This is a genomic window from Microcystis sp. M_QC_C_20170808_M9Col, from assembly GCF_007095495.1.
In the GTDB taxonomy this organism is placed as follows: Bacteria; Cyanobacteriota; Cyanobacteriia; order Cyanobacteriales; family Microcystaceae; genus Microcystis; species Microcystis aeruginosa.
The window spans coordinates 1-17730 of the sequence record NZ_SFBZ01000265.1 but is presented as its reverse complement, the minus strand read 5'-3'; the positions used below and the strand labels follow the sequence as shown (position 1 = coordinate 17730).

14 protein-coding genes are annotated in these 17730 nt (G+C 43.0%); 7 read left to right on the top strand and 7 right to left on the bottom strand.

Going from position 1 to position 17730, the window contains the following annotated elements:
- Positions 1-162 precede the first annotated feature (162 nt).
- On the bottom strand, positions 163-348 hold the full coding sequence (locus EWV68_RS16090; RefSeq protein ID WP_287170399.1) for a hypothetical protein: 186 nt from the start codon (positions 346-348) through the stop codon (positions 163-165).
- A 41-nt stretch (positions 349-389) separates the two neighbouring features.
- Entirely contained in the window at positions 390-914 is a 525-nt protein-coding gene (locus tag EWV68_RS16085; RefSeq protein ID WP_287170398.1) for a DUF29 domain-containing protein, read from the bottom strand.
- A gap of 126 nt (positions 915-1040) precedes the next feature.
- Between EWV68_RS16085 and purL the strand changes: the two genes are divergently transcribed.
- Positions 1041-3311 (top strand): phosphoribosylformylglycinamidine synthase subunit PurL, encoded by a 2271-nt coding sequence (gene purL / locus EWV68_RS16080; protein ID WP_287170397.1) that lies wholly within the window; start codon positions 1041-1043, stop codon positions 3309-3311.
- 137 nt (positions 3312-3448) lie between these two features.
- A complete protein-coding gene (purF, locus tag EWV68_RS16075; protein ID WP_287170396.1) occupies positions 3449-4912 on the top strand; it encodes an amidophosphoribosyltransferase in 1464 nt (487 codons plus the stop codon).
- A gap of 8 nt (positions 4913-4920) precedes the next feature.
- On the opposite strand, the gene EWV68_RS16070 is transcribed toward purF, so the two are convergent.
- Together EWV68_RS16070 and aroA are read right to left on the bottom strand one after the other, a co-directional pair.
- The gene (locus EWV68_RS16070; RefSeq protein WP_287170395.1) at positions 4921-6636 is read right to left on the bottom strand and encodes an ABC transporter ATP-binding protein; all 1716 of its coding nucleotides are present in this window, start codon (positions 6634-6636) and stop codon (positions 4921-4923) included.
- 195 nt (positions 6637-6831) lie between these two features.
- Complete coding sequence (gene aroA, locus EWV68_RS16065; RefSeq protein ID WP_287170394.1) at positions 6832-8172, bottom strand: 3-phosphoshikimate 1-carboxyvinyltransferase; 1341 nt, start codon at positions 8170-8172, stop codon at positions 6832-6834.
- A 116-nt stretch (positions 8173-8288) separates the two neighbouring features.
- Here aroA and EWV68_RS16060 point away from each other — a divergent pair, with 116 nt between their 5' ends.
- The 3 genes from EWV68_RS16060 to EWV68_RS16050 all read left to right on the top strand — a co-directional run bounded on the left by EWV68_RS16060 (position 8289) and on the right by EWV68_RS16050 (position 10935).
- Positions 8289-8510: a hypothetical protein gene (locus tag EWV68_RS16060; RefSeq protein ID WP_012264911.1), complete on the top strand. Its 222-nt coding sequence runs from the start codon at positions 8289-8291 to the stop codon at positions 8508-8510.
- 161 nt (positions 8511-8671) lie between these two features.
- A complete protein-coding gene (locus tag EWV68_RS16055; protein WP_287170393.1) occupies positions 8672-9214 on the top strand; it encodes a peroxiredoxin in 543 nt (180 codons plus the stop codon).
- 380 nt (positions 9215-9594) lie between these two features.
- Positions 9595-10935, top strand: a complete 1341-nt coding sequence (locus EWV68_RS16050; protein ID WP_061433319.1) for an AAA-like domain-containing protein — start codon at positions 9595-9597, stop codon at positions 10933-10935.
- Positions 10936-11199: 264 nt separating this feature from the next.
- On the opposite strand, the gene EWV68_RS16045 is transcribed toward EWV68_RS16050, so the two are convergent.
- Entirely contained in the window at positions 11200-12294 is a 1095-nt protein-coding gene (locus EWV68_RS16045) for a WD40 repeat domain-containing protein (RefSeq protein WP_287170392.1), read from the bottom strand.
- 459 nt (positions 12295-12753) lie between these two features.
- On the opposite strand from EWV68_RS16045, the gene EWV68_RS16040 reads away from it, so the two are divergent.
- Positions 12754-13884 (top strand): glycosyltransferase family 4 protein, encoded by a 1131-nt coding sequence (locus tag EWV68_RS16040; protein WP_061433318.1) that lies wholly within the window; start codon positions 12754-12756, stop codon positions 13882-13884.
- A 343-nt stretch (positions 13885-14227) separates the two neighbouring features.
- Positions 14228-15298, top strand: a complete 1071-nt coding sequence (locus EWV68_RS16035) for a glycosyltransferase family 4 protein (protein ID WP_061433317.1) — start codon at positions 14228-14230, stop codon at positions 15296-15298.
- Positions 15299-15417: 119 nt separating this feature from the next.
- Here the strand turns inward: EWV68_RS16035 and EWV68_RS16030 are convergent, their stop codons facing one another.
- The gene (locus EWV68_RS16030; protein ID WP_287170390.1) at positions 15418-16371 is read right to left on the bottom strand and encodes a DNA-methyltransferase; all 954 of its coding nucleotides are present in this window, start codon (positions 16369-16371) and stop codon (positions 15418-15420) included.
- Between the two features lie 261 nt (positions 16372-16632).
- Entirely contained in the window at positions 16633-17415 is a 783-nt protein-coding gene (locus EWV68_RS16025; protein ID WP_287170389.1) for an MBL fold metallo-hydrolase, read from the bottom strand.
- Between the last annotated feature and the right edge of the window lie 315 nt (positions 17416-17730).

Genomic DNA, 17730 nt, shown 5'->3' with positions numbered 1-17730 from the left:
GGGAAGGTTCAACAAATCAAAGAAACAAGCGGGAAATCTTTGTAAGAGTTGATAGAAAATACTGTCAGTTTTCACGCAATTAAACTCAAAAAGAGGCCTCTAGTTTAGCAGAAGTTTTTTGTTTTTTGTTTTTTAATTTTAAAAGGCTACCTCAACGAAACTTCACCGGGTTTCGGGTTCCTCAATTATATCCAATACCTCCTGCTCAACCAATCTAGAACGGAGAAGTTCTAACCCATCTTGGTCTGCTAATTCGATAATCTCGACAAGATAACGTCGCACCTGTTCAACAGTTGCCGGTTGCCATTGACGCAGTTTAATTTCCAGTTCTTGAATCAGGGCATCCATATTTCAGTTTTGAAAGCCAATATTATCAGGATAACATGGGTCTAAGTAAAAGGAAAATCGTCGAAGTAATGATCGATATCAATCGGGAACCATTCCCCATCTAATACCTGTTCGAGGGAGAAAGGAGGCTCTAGAGGAATCGCGTCGCGAGTGACTGCTTTCGCTTGTATTAAAGTTTTCCGAGCGTTCGAGTAGGCTTTTTGAAAATAATCCCGCGCGTGGTTGGTGAGAGTAGTAGTTTCTAGCCACTCTCCTAGTTGAGTTCGGAAACTGGCGATTTCTCCTACCCAGTGACAGACGTTTCGTTCTCGCTCCCGTTCCGATTTTCGATAAGCTAACTTAAACAGGTGTTCGATAAGCTGGGTTAATAAACTTTCTACAGCCCGTCTGTCACTTTTCCCCATGCACTCCACTTCCTCGATCAGATTTTCCCAGTCCACGTCATCAAACTTTTTTAGCTTTAAAAGTTCGGCGGTTTTTGAAGCCCAGAGAACAAAATCCTGATCGTATAAGGCTTTCATTGATAAAGCTGTTTCTACTGCCATAGTTTCGTTCCAACTGATCATAAAACTATGTCTTTAGCTTAACTTTACTAGCGCAAACCTTTTAACTTTCTTGTCTTTTACTAAGCAGTATAACTCGATCTCATCAGACGTTATACAATAAATCTTGTCCCTCGATCGCATTGTCCCATGACTACCCCCTTCACTGCCGCAGAAATTGCCTCAGAAGGCATCAAACCCGAAGAATACGAAGAAATAGTCAAAAGACTGGGAAGACACCCCAACAAAGCCGAATTAGGAATGTTTGGCGTGATGTGGTCGGAACACTGCTGTTATAAAAACTCCCGGCCGCTGCTCAAACAATTCCCCACCACTGGCGAAAAAATTCTCGTCGGACCGGGAGAAAATGCCGGAGTAGTGGATTTAGGCGATGGATTGCGATTAGCCTTTAAAATCGAGTCCCATAATCATCCTTCTGCGGTGGAACCGTTCCAAGGTGCCGCTACCGGAGTCGGAGGCATCCTGCGGGATATTTTTACCATGGGGGCCCGGCCCATTGCTATCCTCAACTCCCTCCGTTTTGGTAACTTGGAAGATGCCCGCAATCGTCGCATTTTTGCCGGAGTCGTGGAAGGAATAAGTCATTATGGCAATAGTGTCGGCGTTCCCACGGTGGGCGGTGAGATATACTTCGATAATGCCTACAATGGCAATCCCCTCGTTAATGCCATGGCTTTAGGGCTAATGGAAACCGAGGAAATCGTCAAATCTGGGGCAAAAGGTCTAGGAAACCCGGTTTTATACGTTGGTTCTACCACCGGCCGCGACGGTATGGGAGGGGCGAGTTTTGCCAGCGCCGAATTAACCGATAAATCTATGGATGACCGGCCCGCGGTGCAAGTGGGCGACCCTTTTCTGGAAAAATCCCTGATAGAAGCTTGTTTAGAGGCATTTAAGACCGGCGCGGTGGTGGCGGCCCAGGATATGGGGGCCGCAGGGATCACCTGTTCTACTTCCGAGATGGCGGCCAAGGGAGGGGTGGGAATTGAATTAGACCTCGATAAAATCCCCGTCCGGGAAACCGGGATGGTCCCCTACGAATATCTGCTATCGGAATCCCAAGAAAGAATGTTATTTGTGGCAGCATCGGGACGAGAAGGCGAATTAATCGAGATTTTCCAGCGTTGGGGACTTCAGGCTGTGGTCGCTGGCCAGGTAATTGCAGAACCGATCGTCCGTATATTATTTAAAGGGGAAATTGCCGCCGAAATTCCTGCCACGGCCCTGGCGGATAATACTCCGATTTATCATCGGGAATTACTAACAGAACCGCCAGAATACGCCCAAAAAGCTCAATTATGGCAAGATAGCACGATTCCTATTCCCGAATCCTATAACGAGATTTTATTAAAACTGCTCGATAGTCCCTCGATTGCTTCAAAACGCTGGGTTTATCGTCAATATGATCATCAAGTCCAGAATAACACCGTTATTCTTCCCGGAGGAGCCGATGCGGCCGTGATTCGCGTGCGTCCTCTGGGTGCTAATCCCGCAAATTCTCGGCGAGGTGTAGCGGCGACTACAGATTGTAATCCGCGATACGTTTATCTTGATCCCTATAACGGAGCTAAGTTGGCCGTGGCGGAAGCTGCCAGAAACCTTAGCTGTGTTGGGGCTGACCCCATTGCTGTCACGGATAATCTCAATTTCGGAAGTCCAGAGAATTCAATCGGTTATTGGCAATTAGCCACTGCTTGTCAGGGTATTGCCGAAGCTTGTCGGGAAATGAATACACCGGTGACTGGGGGTAATGTCTCTTTGTACAACGAAACCGTTGATGCAGCTGGCAGCCCCCAGTCTATTTATCCGACTCCCGTGATTGGTATGGTGGGATTAGTGCCGGATATCGGGCAAATTTGCGGCCAAGGTTGGCAAAAAGCGGGGGATTTAATTTATCTTTTGGGTTTCTCCTTGCCAACTATCGGCGCTTCCGAATATTTAGCCGTTATTCACGGTTTGGTGACGGGAAAACCGCCGGTAATTGATTTTGAATTAGAAAGAAAGGTACAAGCGGCCTGTCGTCGGGGAATTCGCGCCGGTTGGCTGAAATCTGCCCACGATTGCGCGGAGGGAGGTTTAGCCACTGCTCTGGCAGAATGCTCTATTAGTGGGCAGTTAGGGGCGGAAATTGACCTTTCTTGGCACAATCAAGGCCGTTTTGACGCGGTGTTATTCGGAGAATTAGCTAGTTGCATTATCGTCTCCGTTTCCTCCGAAAATCGGCAAGATTGGGAAGAATACCTAAAGACACAATTAGGAGACTATTGGCAAATAACCGGCAAAGTTAGCGAAAAAAGCGAGAATCTTCGGATTTTTGACCGGAATAAACAACCGGCGATCGATGTTAGTCTAGAAACTATACAGCAAGTTTGGTCAAAAGCGATCGAAAGAAGGCTGTAATCTTGAGGCCGTCAGCTAGATAAGATGGCCGATTATATCGGTAAATAAAGGCTGATAGCTGATCAATAAATCGTTAAAAGAAGATTAAGATCGGTTAAGATTTTGTTACCAAAGTATTCTGCAGCCCCAACCTTCCCATGTCTAGCCATCCCGACTCATCCCTATTCTTGAACCGCGTCGATAAGCCTGAAGAAGCCTGTGGAGTTTTTGGACTCTATGCCCCCGAGGAAGAAGTAGCAAAACTGACCTATTTCGGACTCTATGCCCTGCAACACCGAGGACAGGAATCGGCAGGTATTGCCACCTACGACGGGGAAACGGTGCATTGTTACAAAGAAATGGGCTTAGTTTCCCAAGTTTTTAACGAAACTGTCCTTAAAACCTTGCCGGGTACTCACGCCGTCGGTCATACTCGTTACTCTACCACCGGTTCTAGCCGTCGGGCCAATGCCCAACCAGCCGTGATCGAAAGCCGTTTGGGTAAACTTTCCCTAGCACATAACGGCAATTTAGTCAATACTTTTGAGTTAAGAAATGTATTGGAAAAGCGCGGTTGTGATCTCGTCACCACCACCGACTCGGAAATGATCGCCGTCGCTATCGGCCAGGAAGTGGATAGTGGCAAGGATTGGATACAAGCGGCGATCGATGCCTTTAGCTATTGTAGCGGGGCTTACAGCCTTGTTATCGGCACACCGACGGGAATTATCGGGGCGCGGGATCCCAATGGTGTCAGACCCTTAGTAATTGGGGTTTTGCAAGAAGAAGGCAATCCCCCCCGTTATGTTTTAGCTTCGGAAACCTGCGGATTAGATATTATCGGGGCCGATTATCTGCGGGATGTGCAGCCGGGGGAATTAGTTTGGATTAGTGAAGATGGCTTATCTTCGGTGGATTGGGCCATTAAACCGGAGAAAAAATTATGCGTTTTCGAGATGATTTATTTTGCTCGTCCCGATAGCATTGTCCACGAGGAATCTTTATATACTTATCGGGTACGTTTGGGGGAACAATTAGCCAAAGAGTCGCCGGTAGAAGCAGATATGGTGATGGGAGTTCCCGATTCAGGTATTCCGGCTGCGATCGGATTTTCGCGCATTTCTGATATTCCCTACGCGGAAGGATTGATTAAAAATCGTTATGTGGGACGGACTTTTATTCAACCAACCCAACACATGAGAGAGTCGGGGATTAAGATGAAATTGAATCCTTTAAAGGATGTTTTACAGGGAAAAAGAGTTATTATTGTTGATGATTCGATCGTGCGGGGAACCACTAGCCGGAAATTAGTTAAAGCTTTACGCGATGCCGGAGCAAGAGAAGTTCACATGAGAATATCTTCTCCTCCGGTGACTCATCCTTGTTTTTATGGCATTGATACGGACAACCAAGAGCAATTAATTGCGGCAACTAAATCGGTGGCGGAAATTCAGGCACAAATCGGGGTGGATAGTTTAGCTTATCTCAGTCACGATGGGATGTTAACAGCAACGAAGGAAGATCCGAAAACCTTCTGTACTGCCTGTTTTAATGGCGATTATCCGATTCCTGTACCCGATAATGTTAAGCGATCGAAGTTGATTTTAGAAACAGTTAAATAGCCTCAAGGCTAAATCCTCTGAAAACAATCGGCAATTTCCTGGGGAGTTAAAAGAGAATTGGGATAACCGGAAAGTTGTCCTAATTTTTGTGCTAATAAAACTGCTTGGGGTGGAGTTAGATAGGTTTTGGCCAAGAGATCGGTTTGATGATAAGCTTGCCGGATTGGGGCATCTAAAAGAATAGTTCCTTGACCCATAATAATTACTCTTTCGGCGTATTCTGGCATTAAATAGAGGTGATGGGTGATCACAATCACGGTTTTGCCCATCTGGTGTAATTGACGACTCACCTCTAAAATTGCCTTAGCCCCTTGGTAATCTTGGCCGGTGGTCGGTTCATCAAACACAACTATACGCGGTTCCATGGCTAAAATTGCCGCAATCACTACCCGCGCTCGATCGCCTTTCGGTAAGGAGAGAGGATGATAGAATCGATATTCTAGCAATCCCATGGCTTCTAGACTTGCTTTCGTGCGTTGGGTAACGATTTCTGGAGGATAACCGAGATTAGTCAGGGCAAATGATACTTCTTTCTCCACAGTGGTGTTAAAAATCTGATTATCGGGATTTTGGTCCACATAACCGATCGAACGAGCTAAATCACTAACAGAAAAGCTAGTGATCGAACGTCCGTCAATCATAACTTGACCGGTGGTTGCCGAGAGAAGATTGAGAAAATGCTTGACTAAAGTGCTTTTTCCTGCGCCATTTTGACCGATAATCAGCAGATATTCCCCTTCGGCAATATCGAGGGACACATCCCGCAAAGCGGTAGTACCATCAGGATAGGTATGGCAGAGATTTTTAACGCTCAGTAGGGGGTTTAAGGGGTCAGAAACCGATGATAAGGGAGGGTTTGGTGTTATTTGATGGTAAAAGGATTTAAGCTCGTTTAAACGGGCAAAGCCGCGGTCTAGGGTGACAGGAATAGAATTTATCGCCCCGATTTTTTGATCGATCAAAGCAAAAGTAGTGGCCACTTGCGGGGGACGCAGAGCATTTTCCTGTAAACGCTGTACTTGGGAGTAGATCTCTGCTGGGGTTCCCATGGCTTCGATCGCACCCTCCCTTAATAGTACCAGGCGATCGGCATATTCGGCCATTTCCTCGGCTGCGTGGGAGACCATCACAATGGTGACACCGAGATGGCGATTTAACTCCTTAATGGTGGCGAAAACTTCCTGGGATCCCACCGGATCCAGTTGGGAGGTGGGTTCATCGAGAATTAACAAAGCGGGCTGAACTGCGAGGGCAGCGGCGATCGCTAATCGTTGTTTTTGTCCTCCTGATAATTCCCCGGGGGATTTTTTTTCCATTCCCTCTAACCGGACTGCCGCTAAAACTTTGGGAATGCGCGCTTTAATTTCCTCTCGCGGTAGCCGTAAATTTTCTAAGGTAAAAGCGATTTCATTTTCTATCGAAGTGGCTAAAAGTTGCGTTTCGGGATCTTCAAATACTGCCCCCACATAGCGGGCCAAGGTGCTAACGGGATGGGTTAAAGTATCTAAACCGGCTACCGTTGCATAACCAAAAAAACGCCCTCCGTAGAATTGGGGGACAATACCGTTAAGAGTTAAACAGAGAGTAGTTTTTCCCGCACCTGTGGGCCCGATAATACCTAAAAATTCTCCTCGATGAATTGCTAAAGAGATATTTTTAAGCACTAGATTGGAGGATTCGGGATAAATATAGGAAACTTTCTCTAATTGGGCGATGATTTCCATTATCGGTGGGGAATAGAAGACGGGAGTGGGGTAGATAGGGAGATATTTTTCAGGGAAATTTGAATGAGGGACGCTTCTATTTTCCGCTATTTCGATCGATGAACTCGATTATCACACAGGTGGCCCACTACTCTGTGATTTATCCCGCAATTATACCAGTTACCCCTCGCCCGTTCGCAGAAAAACTTAATATTTTCACTCTTGACAAATTTGCTGTAAGGTGCTAAAGAAATCGGGGTAGGAAATGCCGGCCGCTTCCGCGCGATGGATAGTGGTGGGTTGACGGGAATTGAGGGCAGCGATCGCTAGACTCATGGCAATGCGATGATCGGTAAAACTGTCCACTTCCGCGCCTAATAGGCCCGTACCGCCGGTAATCTCTAAACCATCGGGTAATTCTGTTACTTTTGCCCCTAGGCGATCGAGTTGGGTGGCCATCACCGTCAGGCGATCGCTTTCCTTCACCCGTAATTCCTCGGCATCCTTGATAATTGTCGTTCCTTGGGCAAAAACCGCCGCTACTGCCAAAATCGGAATTTCATCGATCAGACGGGGTATAATCTCACCGGCGATCGTGGTTGCCTGTAGTTGACTGGATTTCACCCGCAGATCTGCCACCGGTTCCCCCGTCACCACCCGTTGATTTTCGAGGGTGATATCTGCTCCCATTGCCTGTAAAACCTGTAAAACTCCGGTTCTAGTCGGGTTTATTCCCACATTTTCGATTAATAACTCAGAATTAGGCACGATTGCCCCCGCTACCAACCAAAAAGCCGCCGAACTGATATCTCCCGGTACAATCACCGTTTGTCCAGTTAAAGTGGGATAACCCGTCACCGTGACGCTATTAGTCTCCCCATCCACCTCAATATTTGCCCCAAAAGCGCGCAGCATCCGTTCACTGTGATCGCGAGATAAAGCGGGTTCCGTGATTGTGGTTTTCCCCTCGGTTAACAGTCCTGCGAGGAGAAGACAGGATTTCACCTGTGCAGAAGCGACGGGAGAATAGTAGTGGATCGGTTGCAGAGATTCCCCAGAAACGGCCAAAGGAGCCAAAGAATGGGCTTTTCTGCCCCAAATTTGCGCCCCCATTTCCTTGAGGGGTTTCACCACCCTGGACATGGGACGCGATCGCAGGGAAGCATCACCGGTAACGACAAAAAAACGGTCTCGATGACCGGCCAATAATCCTAACATTAAGCGGATCGTCGTGCCGGAATTGCCCGCGTCGAGGATTTCTAAGGGTTCCTCAAGATTCCCTAAACCCCTACCTTTGACGATCACTTTCTCGCTGTTGAGTTGGGAAATTTCCACACCCATGGCACGAAAACAACTAGCGGTACTGCGGGGATCTTCGCCCAATAATAACCCATGAATAACGGTTTCCCCTTCGGCGATCGCTCCTAACATCAGGGAACGATGGGATATGGATTTATCGCCAGGGATGGTGATTTTTCCCCGTAATCCCGTGATTTTACCCGGATCGATGACTAAATCTTGATGGGATTGAACGGGGTTAAGGGTGACAATAGACATGATCGTTAGGCAGATGAAGACAAGCTCGATCTATTTTCCCCCTTTACCTCGCCCTTTCCTTGTCAAGTTATGTAAAGAATATTAAGCTAGAAGCATTCAGTCATCAGTTTTTTGTCATGCCCACTACTGCCCAAGAAGTTTATAATCAAGTGGTTTGTCACTTATCATCAGGAGAACGTTTACGATTGGCCACAATCATTCTCAATGAACTTGTCGGACAACAACAACAACCATCGCTAGATCAAAGTGATACCTGGACTGAGGAGGATCAGATCGATCTTGTCAATTTTTCCCTAAACTATGCGGCCAAAACTTTCTCTGATGTGGAGGGGGGTTGATTGGTGACGTTTTCCCCTGGAGATGTGGTGACAGTTAATTTTCCTGGTGTGACAGGAACGAGGGAAAGGACACAAAGATAGATCGCTCCCGTATTAGGTTAAACTTATCACACCAAGAAACTGATAACTGATAACTGATAACTGATAACTGATAACTGATTATGTCTCGTCGTCAACTGTTGAGTTTTTTAATTGCAGTAATTCTGGCATTTTTTGCCTTGATTCCCGATGCTAACGCTTTAGGTGGCCCCCAACCCCCTTTAAATCAACCGGCACCCGATTTTAGCCTACCGACTAACACGGGAGAAGGGAATATTTCCCTATCGGACTATCGGGGTAAATGGGTAGTTTTGTATTTTTATCCCAAGGATTTTACCCCCGGCTGTACCCTAGAAGCGCGACGTTTTCAGCAGGATTTGCCGAAATATATGGCTAAAAATACGCAAGTTTTAGGGGTAAGTGCCGATGATGTCGATTCTCATGCGGAATTTTGTGACTCGGAGGGTTTAAAATTTCCCTTACTGGCAGATACTACCGGAGATGTTAGTAAAGCTTATGGTTCTTGGATGGGTTATGTTTCCCTGCGTCATACCTATCTTATCGATCCGCAAGGGATTTTAAAAGAGATTTATTTAGGGGTAAATCCTGCCATTCACAGCGCCGAAGTTTTAGCACGTTTAGAGGAATTACAGGCGAGTTCATAAAAAAAATCCCGACCACGATTTTGTTATCGGTGGGGGATATAGATTAACAACCTTAACCGAGATAATCAGGACTAATTGCAATTATCGTCCTTATCACCCTTACAGTCACGGTTTTGTAAAATTAGCGGCCAAGAGGAATGGTCAAAATGGTTATCTTGACTATTAACCGCTAAAGTGTGAGGAATTGAACCTAACAGCAAGGAGGCCACAACAAACAAGGTTAACGAGATTTTCATGGTTTTACTCCCTTAGACACCATCAGGTAATTGACCTATTTTTAGCATAGGGTTTTCCCGCTCGGATGTCAGTCCCATTGCCAAGAGGGAAAAAGGGGTTAACATGGAAAAAAAGGGCATATAAGTAGAATAAAGTAGAACCGGATGAAACCACAGGGATGGGACGAGTTTCTTAAACATCTAGCTAGAGAATACGGTGTTCAAGGCAAATTAAAGGAGATTTTTTTGGTTCGTTTTGCCTATGAAAATTGGCGCAAACCGGATGAGGAAATTTGGGAAATGGCTGAGGCTGCCAGCCATGAAACCTATAAAAAACAAATGACCAAAATCTATAGCTATTTCTCGGCAGATAAAGATAATGGCTGTCCCGAACTAGAATTAGGTAGTAAAGGGCCGGGTAAGTTCCAAATCCTCCGGGAATGGTTCAAAGATATCAAATATCCCGAATGGAAAAATCACCCCACCCCGATACTAGCAGAAAAATCAGTTATAGATACTTATATTAGCCGCCCTCCCGTCGAAAGCGACTGTTATCAAGAAATTAATCGTCCGGGGTCACTCATTCGCATTAAATCCCCCGAAAAGACTGGTAAAACTTCTCTCCTTAAGCATCTGCTCGCTCAGGCAGATAGTTGGGGACATAGCACAGTTTATATTAATTGTCAAGTGGCAGAAAAGGCGATGTTTGCCAGTTTAGACCGATTTTGTCGCTGGTTTTCGGCAAATGTCAGCCGAGAATTGGGTTTAAAGCCTCAATTAGATGAATATTGGGACGAGGAACTATTTGGCAGTTTAATCAGTTGTCAAACCTATTTTCAGTCCTATCTTTTGGAACAGATTAACGGGCCGCTCTTTTTGGCCCTAGATAATTTAGACAGAATTTTCGAGTATCCCGACATCGCTAGGGATTTTTTGCCGCTTTTGCGCTGTTGGCACGAAGAAGCTAATAATTTAGAAATCTGGCAGAATTTGCGGTTAGCGATTGCTAATTCCACGGAAATCTATATTCAATTGGACGCTAATCAATCTCCCTTTAATGTCGGTCGCGCAATTAAATTACCCGGTTTTAGCCTCGAACAACTGGAAAACTTGGCTAGTAGCTACGGATTGCCTAAAAATGACGATAATCAGCGTTTTATCGGGGATTTAATCGCTCTAGTCGCTGGTCATCCCTATCTTAGCCGTTTGGCCCTGGAAGCGCGGGTGCGCGGGGAAAAAAATATTCTCCCTAATGCTGCTACCCAAGGGGGAATTTATGCGGCACACCTGCGTCATCACTGGGATAATCTGCAAAAACAGCCGGAATTATTGACAGCGATGGGGGAAGTGGTTAATTCTTCCGATAAGGGAGTGCGATTAGAACCGATTACTGCCTATAAACTGGAAAGTATGGGTTTAATTCAGTTAAAAGGCGATCTAGCCCAGCCTAGCTGTCAATTATATCAGCTTTACTTCCGAGAGGAACAAACTGGCAGCGATCTCTAGTAGATAATTAGGGTCTGCTGAAAAAGTTTTTCCTGGTGGCAGGGTGTGGGGTGTAGGGTGTAGGGTGTGGGGTTTTACCGATTTTGAGGGGGTCAATTACCTAATTTTCAGGGAAAAAGTACCTGAATTTTCCCTCCAATCACTCCAATGGTCGGCACTTTTTGAGGTCAAAAAAGTCTAAAAGCCTTATCCAACAAGGTTTTTAGATTTATTCAGCAAACCCTAATTAGACACCGATAAGCATCCGGTGCGCTCAAAGATTGCTCAACTTGCCAAAGATTGTAGTTCGGAAGTGCCATAAACTCTCACGATTTTGTCTTGGCAGGCCGTGGCGATATAATTACCGTCGGGACTAAAACAAACGGAATAGATTTTCTGGGGATGGGGAATAGAAATAATCGCTTTTCCTGCTTTTAAATCCCATAATTTTAAGCTTTTATCATCACCACCACTGGCTAATAGTTGATTATTAGGACTAACACTAACTGAATTGATATGATCACTATGTTCGCTGAGAGTTTTTACCTCTGTCCCTCTTTTAATGTCCCAGATTTTAATAGTTTTGTCTTTGCTGCCACTGGCTAAAAATTTGTTATTACTGCCGAAATCTACCGATAAAATACCTCCAAACCAATCGGAATGACCTTTTAAGGTAATACTGCTTTTTTCTCCCAGATTCCAGATAATTACCGTTTTGTCATTTTCGCCGCCACCACTGGCTAAAAGTTGACCATTTTGACTAAATTTAACTGTTAGAACTTTATCGCTATGACCTTGTAAAGTAGAAAGAATTTCTCCAGTTTTTACTGACCATATTTTCACGGTTTTATCTTCACTACCACTAGCAATAATTTCCCCATCGGGATGAACAGCTACTGCTGTAACTTTATCTTGGTGTCCCGTTAAGGTAGAGATTAATTTTTTAGTTTCCAGTGACCAAATTCTTACAGTTTGATCATCTCCTCCACTAACCAAAAATCCTTGACAGGGACTAAAAGCAACAGAATTGATTCTTTTATGTCTATGTCTTGAAAATATATCATCAATCTCCGAAACCTTTACTTGAGGAGGTTTTGAGAATATATCATTAATTTTAGGTATAGCGATTCCACCCTTATTTCCAAATATATTGCCAATCCCCTCCTCTAGATCTCCAAACATTTTATTGATATCATCTTCAAAAACTTGATCAATTTTTTTAGTTAAAGAAACCTTCTGATTTTTTCTCCATTCCCAGATTAGAATATTACTATCATCTCCAGCACTAGCCAAAAATTTACCATCTTGGGAAAAAGTTAGACATTTAACCTCACCTTCATGGCCTTCTAAGGATTTAAAAGATACTAAACGATTAAACATAGTGAAAACATTAGTTAATCAGTATTTTTCGGTATTACCCGATGTTAGTGGTTCTGTAGGGGACTACTTCATCCCTGAGATAACTTTTCAGAAATCTCCGCTCACCACAAGTACGGGGAAGCTATTGTTCCCTGATTATAACTAATTACAGTGTTTCTCTTCAAGGAGATGCAGCTAATCTAAGGATAGCCTATTAAAATAGGTCTTAGCTTATAAGTACCCGTTGACAATCATAGTAATAGGGTAGGTGAGGGGACAATAATCGAAAAAATTGCCCGATAAATTAAGTATTCACCGTAACCTAGCCCAAAAAGGCTGCTATTTAGGGGCGCTATAGGGTAACATTAACTATTAGGGTGGAGTTTATTGCCGATTTTAATCTTGTCCTAAGCGAGCAAAATTGACAATTGAATCTGTAATTTTAAAAATATCTATCCCGTCAATCTCATCTAACCGCAAATGCTCAAAATTTTAGTTGATGGTACACCGATAAGACAAAATCCTAGTGGAATTGGATTATATGCTTATCACCTGATTGCCGAATTAGCTAAATTACAAAACCAAGAAAACTTTTCCCTGTCCCTCTGTTTTCAACCATCGGTAAAAAACTGGCTGCGGGGTAATCTTTCTATCCCCGAAAAACTGCAATCCTATCCAGAGGTTAAATGTTTACCAATTCCCGTCAGTCTTAGCAATATCTTAACCCGATTTCCTAATCCTCTAATTACCTATCTAGAAAACTTTCTTGATTCTCCCGATATTCTCCACGGATTGGATCATGTGGTGTATCCTTGTCGTCAGAGTCGTCAAGTTATGACTATTCATGATGTTACTTTTATGAAATATCCTGAGTTTGTCACGGGGATTGTCAAAACCTACACCCAACGCATTAAACAATCTCTAAAATGGACAGATTTAGTTATTGCTAACTCCGCAAGTACCAAACGAGATATTATTGAATATTTAGATGTGAACCCAGAGAAAATTTTTGTTACTCCCCTCGCAAGTCGTTATTCTTCTCTCCCCAATTCTCCCTCATCTCTAACTATCACTAAACCCTATTTACTCTTTGTTAGTACCCTAGAACCACGAAAAAATATTATTAATCTTATCAGTGCTTTTAACTATCTCAAGGACAGGTATAAATTAGACCATAATCTGATTCTGATTGGCAAAAAAGGATGGAAGTATCAACCAATTTTCGATAAAATATCTCAGTCTCCCTTTCGAGATAGTATCCAACATCTTGATTATCTTGCTGATGACTTAGTTGCAGATTATTATCAAAAAGCCGATGTTTTTGTCTATCCTTCTTTTTATGAAGGTTTTGGATTACCAGTTTTAGAAGCGATGACTTTAGGTTGTCCTGTGGTAACTGCTAATACTGCATCTTTACCCGAAGTCACGGGAGAATCGGCAATATTAATTAATCCCGATAATCCCCTAGAAATTGCCGCAGCAATCTATCAGGTGATTAGTGATACCTCTCTCCGTCAAGAATTAATCACTAAAGGAAAAAAACAAGCGGCAAAATTCTCTTGGCAAAAAACTGCACAAGCTACTATAAAAGCTTATCGTTCTCTTTTATAATAAGTAAGTATTTATAATTAAATTGAAGATGGATCCCCCCTTAATCCCCCCTTGATAAGGGGGGTGCTGATCTCCCCTTAATCTTCCCTTGATAAGCTATCCCTTATAGGGATCTTTCTTAACAATTTTTGCAGTAAGCACTCCAACCCTTATCCTGACTTGATTTCAGTTTTTTCTTTGTCAGTAAGGGTGTCAACAAGGAATATTACAAATTGTTAACCGAGTCTTGAAAGCCTTGTGCTACAAAGGTTTGAAATGTTAAGAAAGATGTGACTAAAGGACAGCTTGATAAGGGGGGTGTCTGACAACTTTTAACACCTACCTACTTAACTAGCTAATATCTATGAATAAAAACCATCAATTATTAATCAATCTCGCTTTTCTCGGTACTAAATATACTGGATTAACCACTTATACTAAAAATCTCATTCCCCAATTAGCTAACTTAAATCCTACCCTAATCACTTCTAATAGTTACCCAGATTTTAACACCTATCCTGTCTCGGCAAACCTCAACCAAGAGCAGGGAACCAAAGGCAATATTAGGCGCTTAATTTGGACAGAAACCAAACTCTATCAAACCTATCAACAATTAAAGTCTTCCCTGCTATTTACCCCCATTCCCGAAGCACCTATTTATGGAAATTGCCGCTATATTGTCACAGTTCATGATTTAATTCCCCTGCGGTTCCCGAAATTTTCTCCTTTAACTTTTTATAATAAATACTATTTACCCCAAGTCCTGAAAAAAGCCACACATATTATCGCTGTTTCCCAAGCAACCGCCGCCGATATTAATAAGTTTTTTAAGATACCTCTTGACAAAATAACCGTGATTCTTTCTGGATATGATTCTGATAATTTTCGTCCTCTAAATCTGGCGACTCGTCCCTATTTTCTCTATCTTGGTCGTTATGATCCTCATAAAAATCTCGCTCGTTTAATTACTGCTTTTTCCCAAATTGATCCCGAATATCAATTATTAATTGTCGGTCAATTTGACTCCCGTTTTACCCCGGCTCTGCAGCAACAGGTAGAAGCATTATCAATCTCTCAACGAGTGCAATTTTTAAACTATGTTTCCTATGAAGAATTGCCGCAACTTTTAAACCAAGCAACTGCTTTAGTTTATCCCTCCCTTTGGGAAGGTTTCGGATTACCTGTACTAGAAGCGATCGCCTGTGGAACTCCTGTCATTACTTCTAATCTTTCCTCTCTCCCGGAAGTCACAGGAGATGCGGCAATTTTAATTAATCCCTATAGTATCGATGAGATGAGAGAGGCAATGCAGCAAATCGCTACTGATGAACAATTACGCCTAAAATTAAAGTCCCTCAGTTGCCAACGCGCCGAGCTTTTTAGTTGGGAAAAAACTGGTCAAGAAACCGCCACAATTCTGCAAAGTTTTCTCTAAAAATGGTGACAAAAAAACTTATCAATTATTGCAGGATGGGTTAGACGGCAGTAAGCATTAAAACCCAAGGATATGAGAGCAAAAACCTGTACTCTCCTGGGGAGATTGAGTGTTACTTCCTATATATTACTATGCCATTCTTCGGGAATTTGAGCAACTTTTTCCTTACCATTAGGCTGATGAATAGGTTTTCCTAAAGGACGAATTTTGAGATTTCCTTGCAAATAAGCAGCGATTCTTTCCTGGGCAATTTTCACATATTCTGCTTCTTTTTCACTCCCCATCACTCGACGATTGTGCATAATACTAGCAATCAGAGAAGTTCCAACCCCGGCAAAGGGATCAAAAACCCAATCCCCCTCATTTGTCAAGGCTAAAACACATCTTTCTACTAATTCGATCGGATATTGACAAGGATGGATAGTTTTCTCTGGATGATTAGATTTAACGTTAGGAATATCCCATAGTAACTCATCCCATTCTTGTGCTAAAAACTCCCAAACATCGCTGGGATTTTTCCCTAAAGGATTACCAGAGGGTTTACCGATATTTTTACCTTTAAAATGGCGCTTACCAGGGTATTTAGCGGGGATTCTCACTGGATCAAGATTAAAGATATATTTATCGGTTTTTGTCAACCATAAAATAGTTTCATATCTGCCAGAAAATCTTTTAGAGGTATGTAATCCATGGCCAAAATGCCAGACAATTCTATTTCTTAAAAAGAAACCCATTTGTTTAAATAGCTGATAATAAAAAATATCTAAAGGATAAACTTCTCCCTCTTGAACGAAATTTCCCACCTGCCAGCAAATACTGCCATTATCTTGCAAGATTCTAGAGAATTCTCGCATAATTTTGGTTTGGGTTTCCAGATAAGTATCCAAAGAGATTTTTTTTTCGTAGTCTTTTCCTAAATTGTAGGGAGGAGAAGTAATAATCAAGCTCACAGAATTATCTGGTATAGTCTTGATAAAATTATTGCTATCTCCTTGATAAAGAATTATTTCGGCATCAGGTTGATAAAAGTCTCGCACTGATTTTGATTGAGAAAATAAGGGCAACTGATTCATAGAAAATTTAGCAGAGAAGAGCCACTTTTAATTATATAGGGTTTGCTGAAAAAGTTTTTCCTGGGGGCAGGGTGTGGGGTGTGGGGTGTGGGGTGTGGGGTGTGGGGTTTTACCCATTTTACATCCAATATTCAAGAGAGCCAGTTTTTTAAAACAATTAATGTTATCTGTAGCCAGCAAAGATATAACAAAAATTCTACTTTTTTAGATAAAAATCGGGAAGAAAGTTTTGACTTTTTTCTATTCTTCCCTTAACTTAGATTAGCTCAAACCAGGAACGCACTCGCCCAATTCCACTGTAAAAGGTTGCCAAGGACGAGGATCGATTACCTTTGTCGGTAAGGCATGGGATGTTAATAATTCTTGAAAAGATTCGGGACTACCCTCCGCACTTAACACCGCCATCAATAAACCTTTAAACTCGATATCACCACCGGCAGCGGTGGAAATAATATATTCGGGCTGCAAGCGTTGACAAACTGCTAAGGCGCTTTCTTGTCCTTTGATTACCGGTCCGAGGAAAGGTATTTTTAAGTCAATCAAAGGAGTGATAATCACGGAGATTTTACCCAGAGAATCGAGGCTAGGAGAATGATAACCGTGGGGTTCGTAGTAGATACTCTGATTTGTCGCTAATTCCTTGATAACATAACCATTTTCCACCAGAGTCGGCCCGATTGGAGAACCGGGGACAGCAGTAATTTTGATCGCATTGTCAAAGATATAACTAGAGCCGTGGGTTAAAGAAATGCGATGGGTATAATTGAGCGCTCGAACCACTTTTTCGGCATTAGGAGAAGCTACCACGGGAATTTGGCGATCGAGTACCTGTAAAGTAGGAGGATGGGCGTGATCTTCCAAACCTTGGGAGAGAAGAATCAGATCGATATTTTCGGGAATGGCATGATTAGCGGTTTTTTTGCCCTCAAATAGCCAAGTTAAATTACCAAAAGTCAGGGAACCTACCAACCAAGGGTCGAGAAGCAGGCGTTTTCCCCCGATTTCGATTAACCAAGAATTACTATCAAGCCAAGTTAACTGCATATAAGCCGAGGAAGAATGGGGATTTTCTTAATTTAATTTAACATTAGCATTAACTTTTCTGCGCTTGGGGGTTTTTCAGTCATCAGTGAAAACACAGCACTGTTAATGCCATTTATAGCAGTTATCTTAATGGTGAGGTAGGAAGTCTCTGGTTTTAGGGAACAGGCAACAGTAGCCAGTCGTCTGGGGATGATACCAACCCACATTCCGCACCCTAAAGTGTCACATTGAAAATTTTATCTAAATCGTCAAAACGATTGCCGGCTCTGAATTACAGGCTAATTTGTTTGCCCAGCAGATGCACAATTAGCCCTA

Coding starts and splice junctions, on each gene's coding strand:
- EWV68_RS16025 (WP_287170389.1), bottom strand. CDS start 17,415: ATGCAGTTAACTTGGCTTGATAGTAATTCTTGGTTAATCGAAATCGGG.
- purL (WP_287170397.1), top strand. CDS start 1,041: ATGACTACCCCCTTCACTGCCGCAGAAATTGCCTCAGAAGGCATCAAA.
- EWV68_RS16090 (WP_287170399.1), bottom strand. CDS start 348: ATGGATGCCCTGATTCAAGAACTGGAAATTAAACTGCGTCAATGGCAA.
- EWV68_RS16035 (WP_061433317.1), top strand. CDS start 14,228: ATGAATAAAAACCATCAATTATTAATCAATCTCGCTTTTCTCGGTACT.
- EWV68_RS16040 (WP_061433318.1), top strand. CDS start 12,754: ATGCTCAAAATTTTAGTTGATGGTACACCGATAAGACAAAATCCTAGT.
- EWV68_RS16045 (WP_287170392.1), bottom strand. CDS start 12,294: ATGTTTAATCGTTTAGTATCTTTTAAATCCTTAGAAGGCCATGAAGGT.
- EWV68_RS16050 (WP_061433319.1), top strand. CDS start 9,595: ATGAAACCACAGGGATGGGACGAGTTTCTTAAACATCTAGCTAGAGAA.
- EWV68_RS16055 (WP_287170393.1), top strand. CDS start 8,672: ATGTCTCGTCGTCAACTGTTGAGTTTTTTAATTGCAGTAATTCTGGCA.
- EWV68_RS16060 (WP_012264911.1), top strand. CDS start 8,289: ATGCCCACTACTGCCCAAGAAGTTTATAATCAAGTGGTTTGTCACTTA.
- aroA (WP_287170394.1), bottom strand. CDS start 8,172: ATGTCTATTGTCACCCTTAACCCCGTTCAATCCCATCAAGATTTAGTC.
- EWV68_RS16085 (WP_287170398.1), bottom strand. CDS start 914: ATGATCAGTTGGAACGAAACTATGGCAGTAGAAACAGCTTTATCAATG.
- EWV68_RS16030 (WP_287170390.1), bottom strand. CDS start 16,371: ATGAATCAGTTGCCCTTATTTTCTCAATCAAAATCAGTGCGAGACTTT.
- EWV68_RS16070 (WP_287170395.1), bottom strand. CDS start 6,636: ATGGAAATCATCGCCCAATTAGAGAAAGTTTCCTATATTTATCCCGAA.
- purF (WP_287170396.1), top strand. CDS start 3,449: ATGTCTAGCCATCCCGACTCATCCCTATTCTTGAACCGCGTCGATAAG.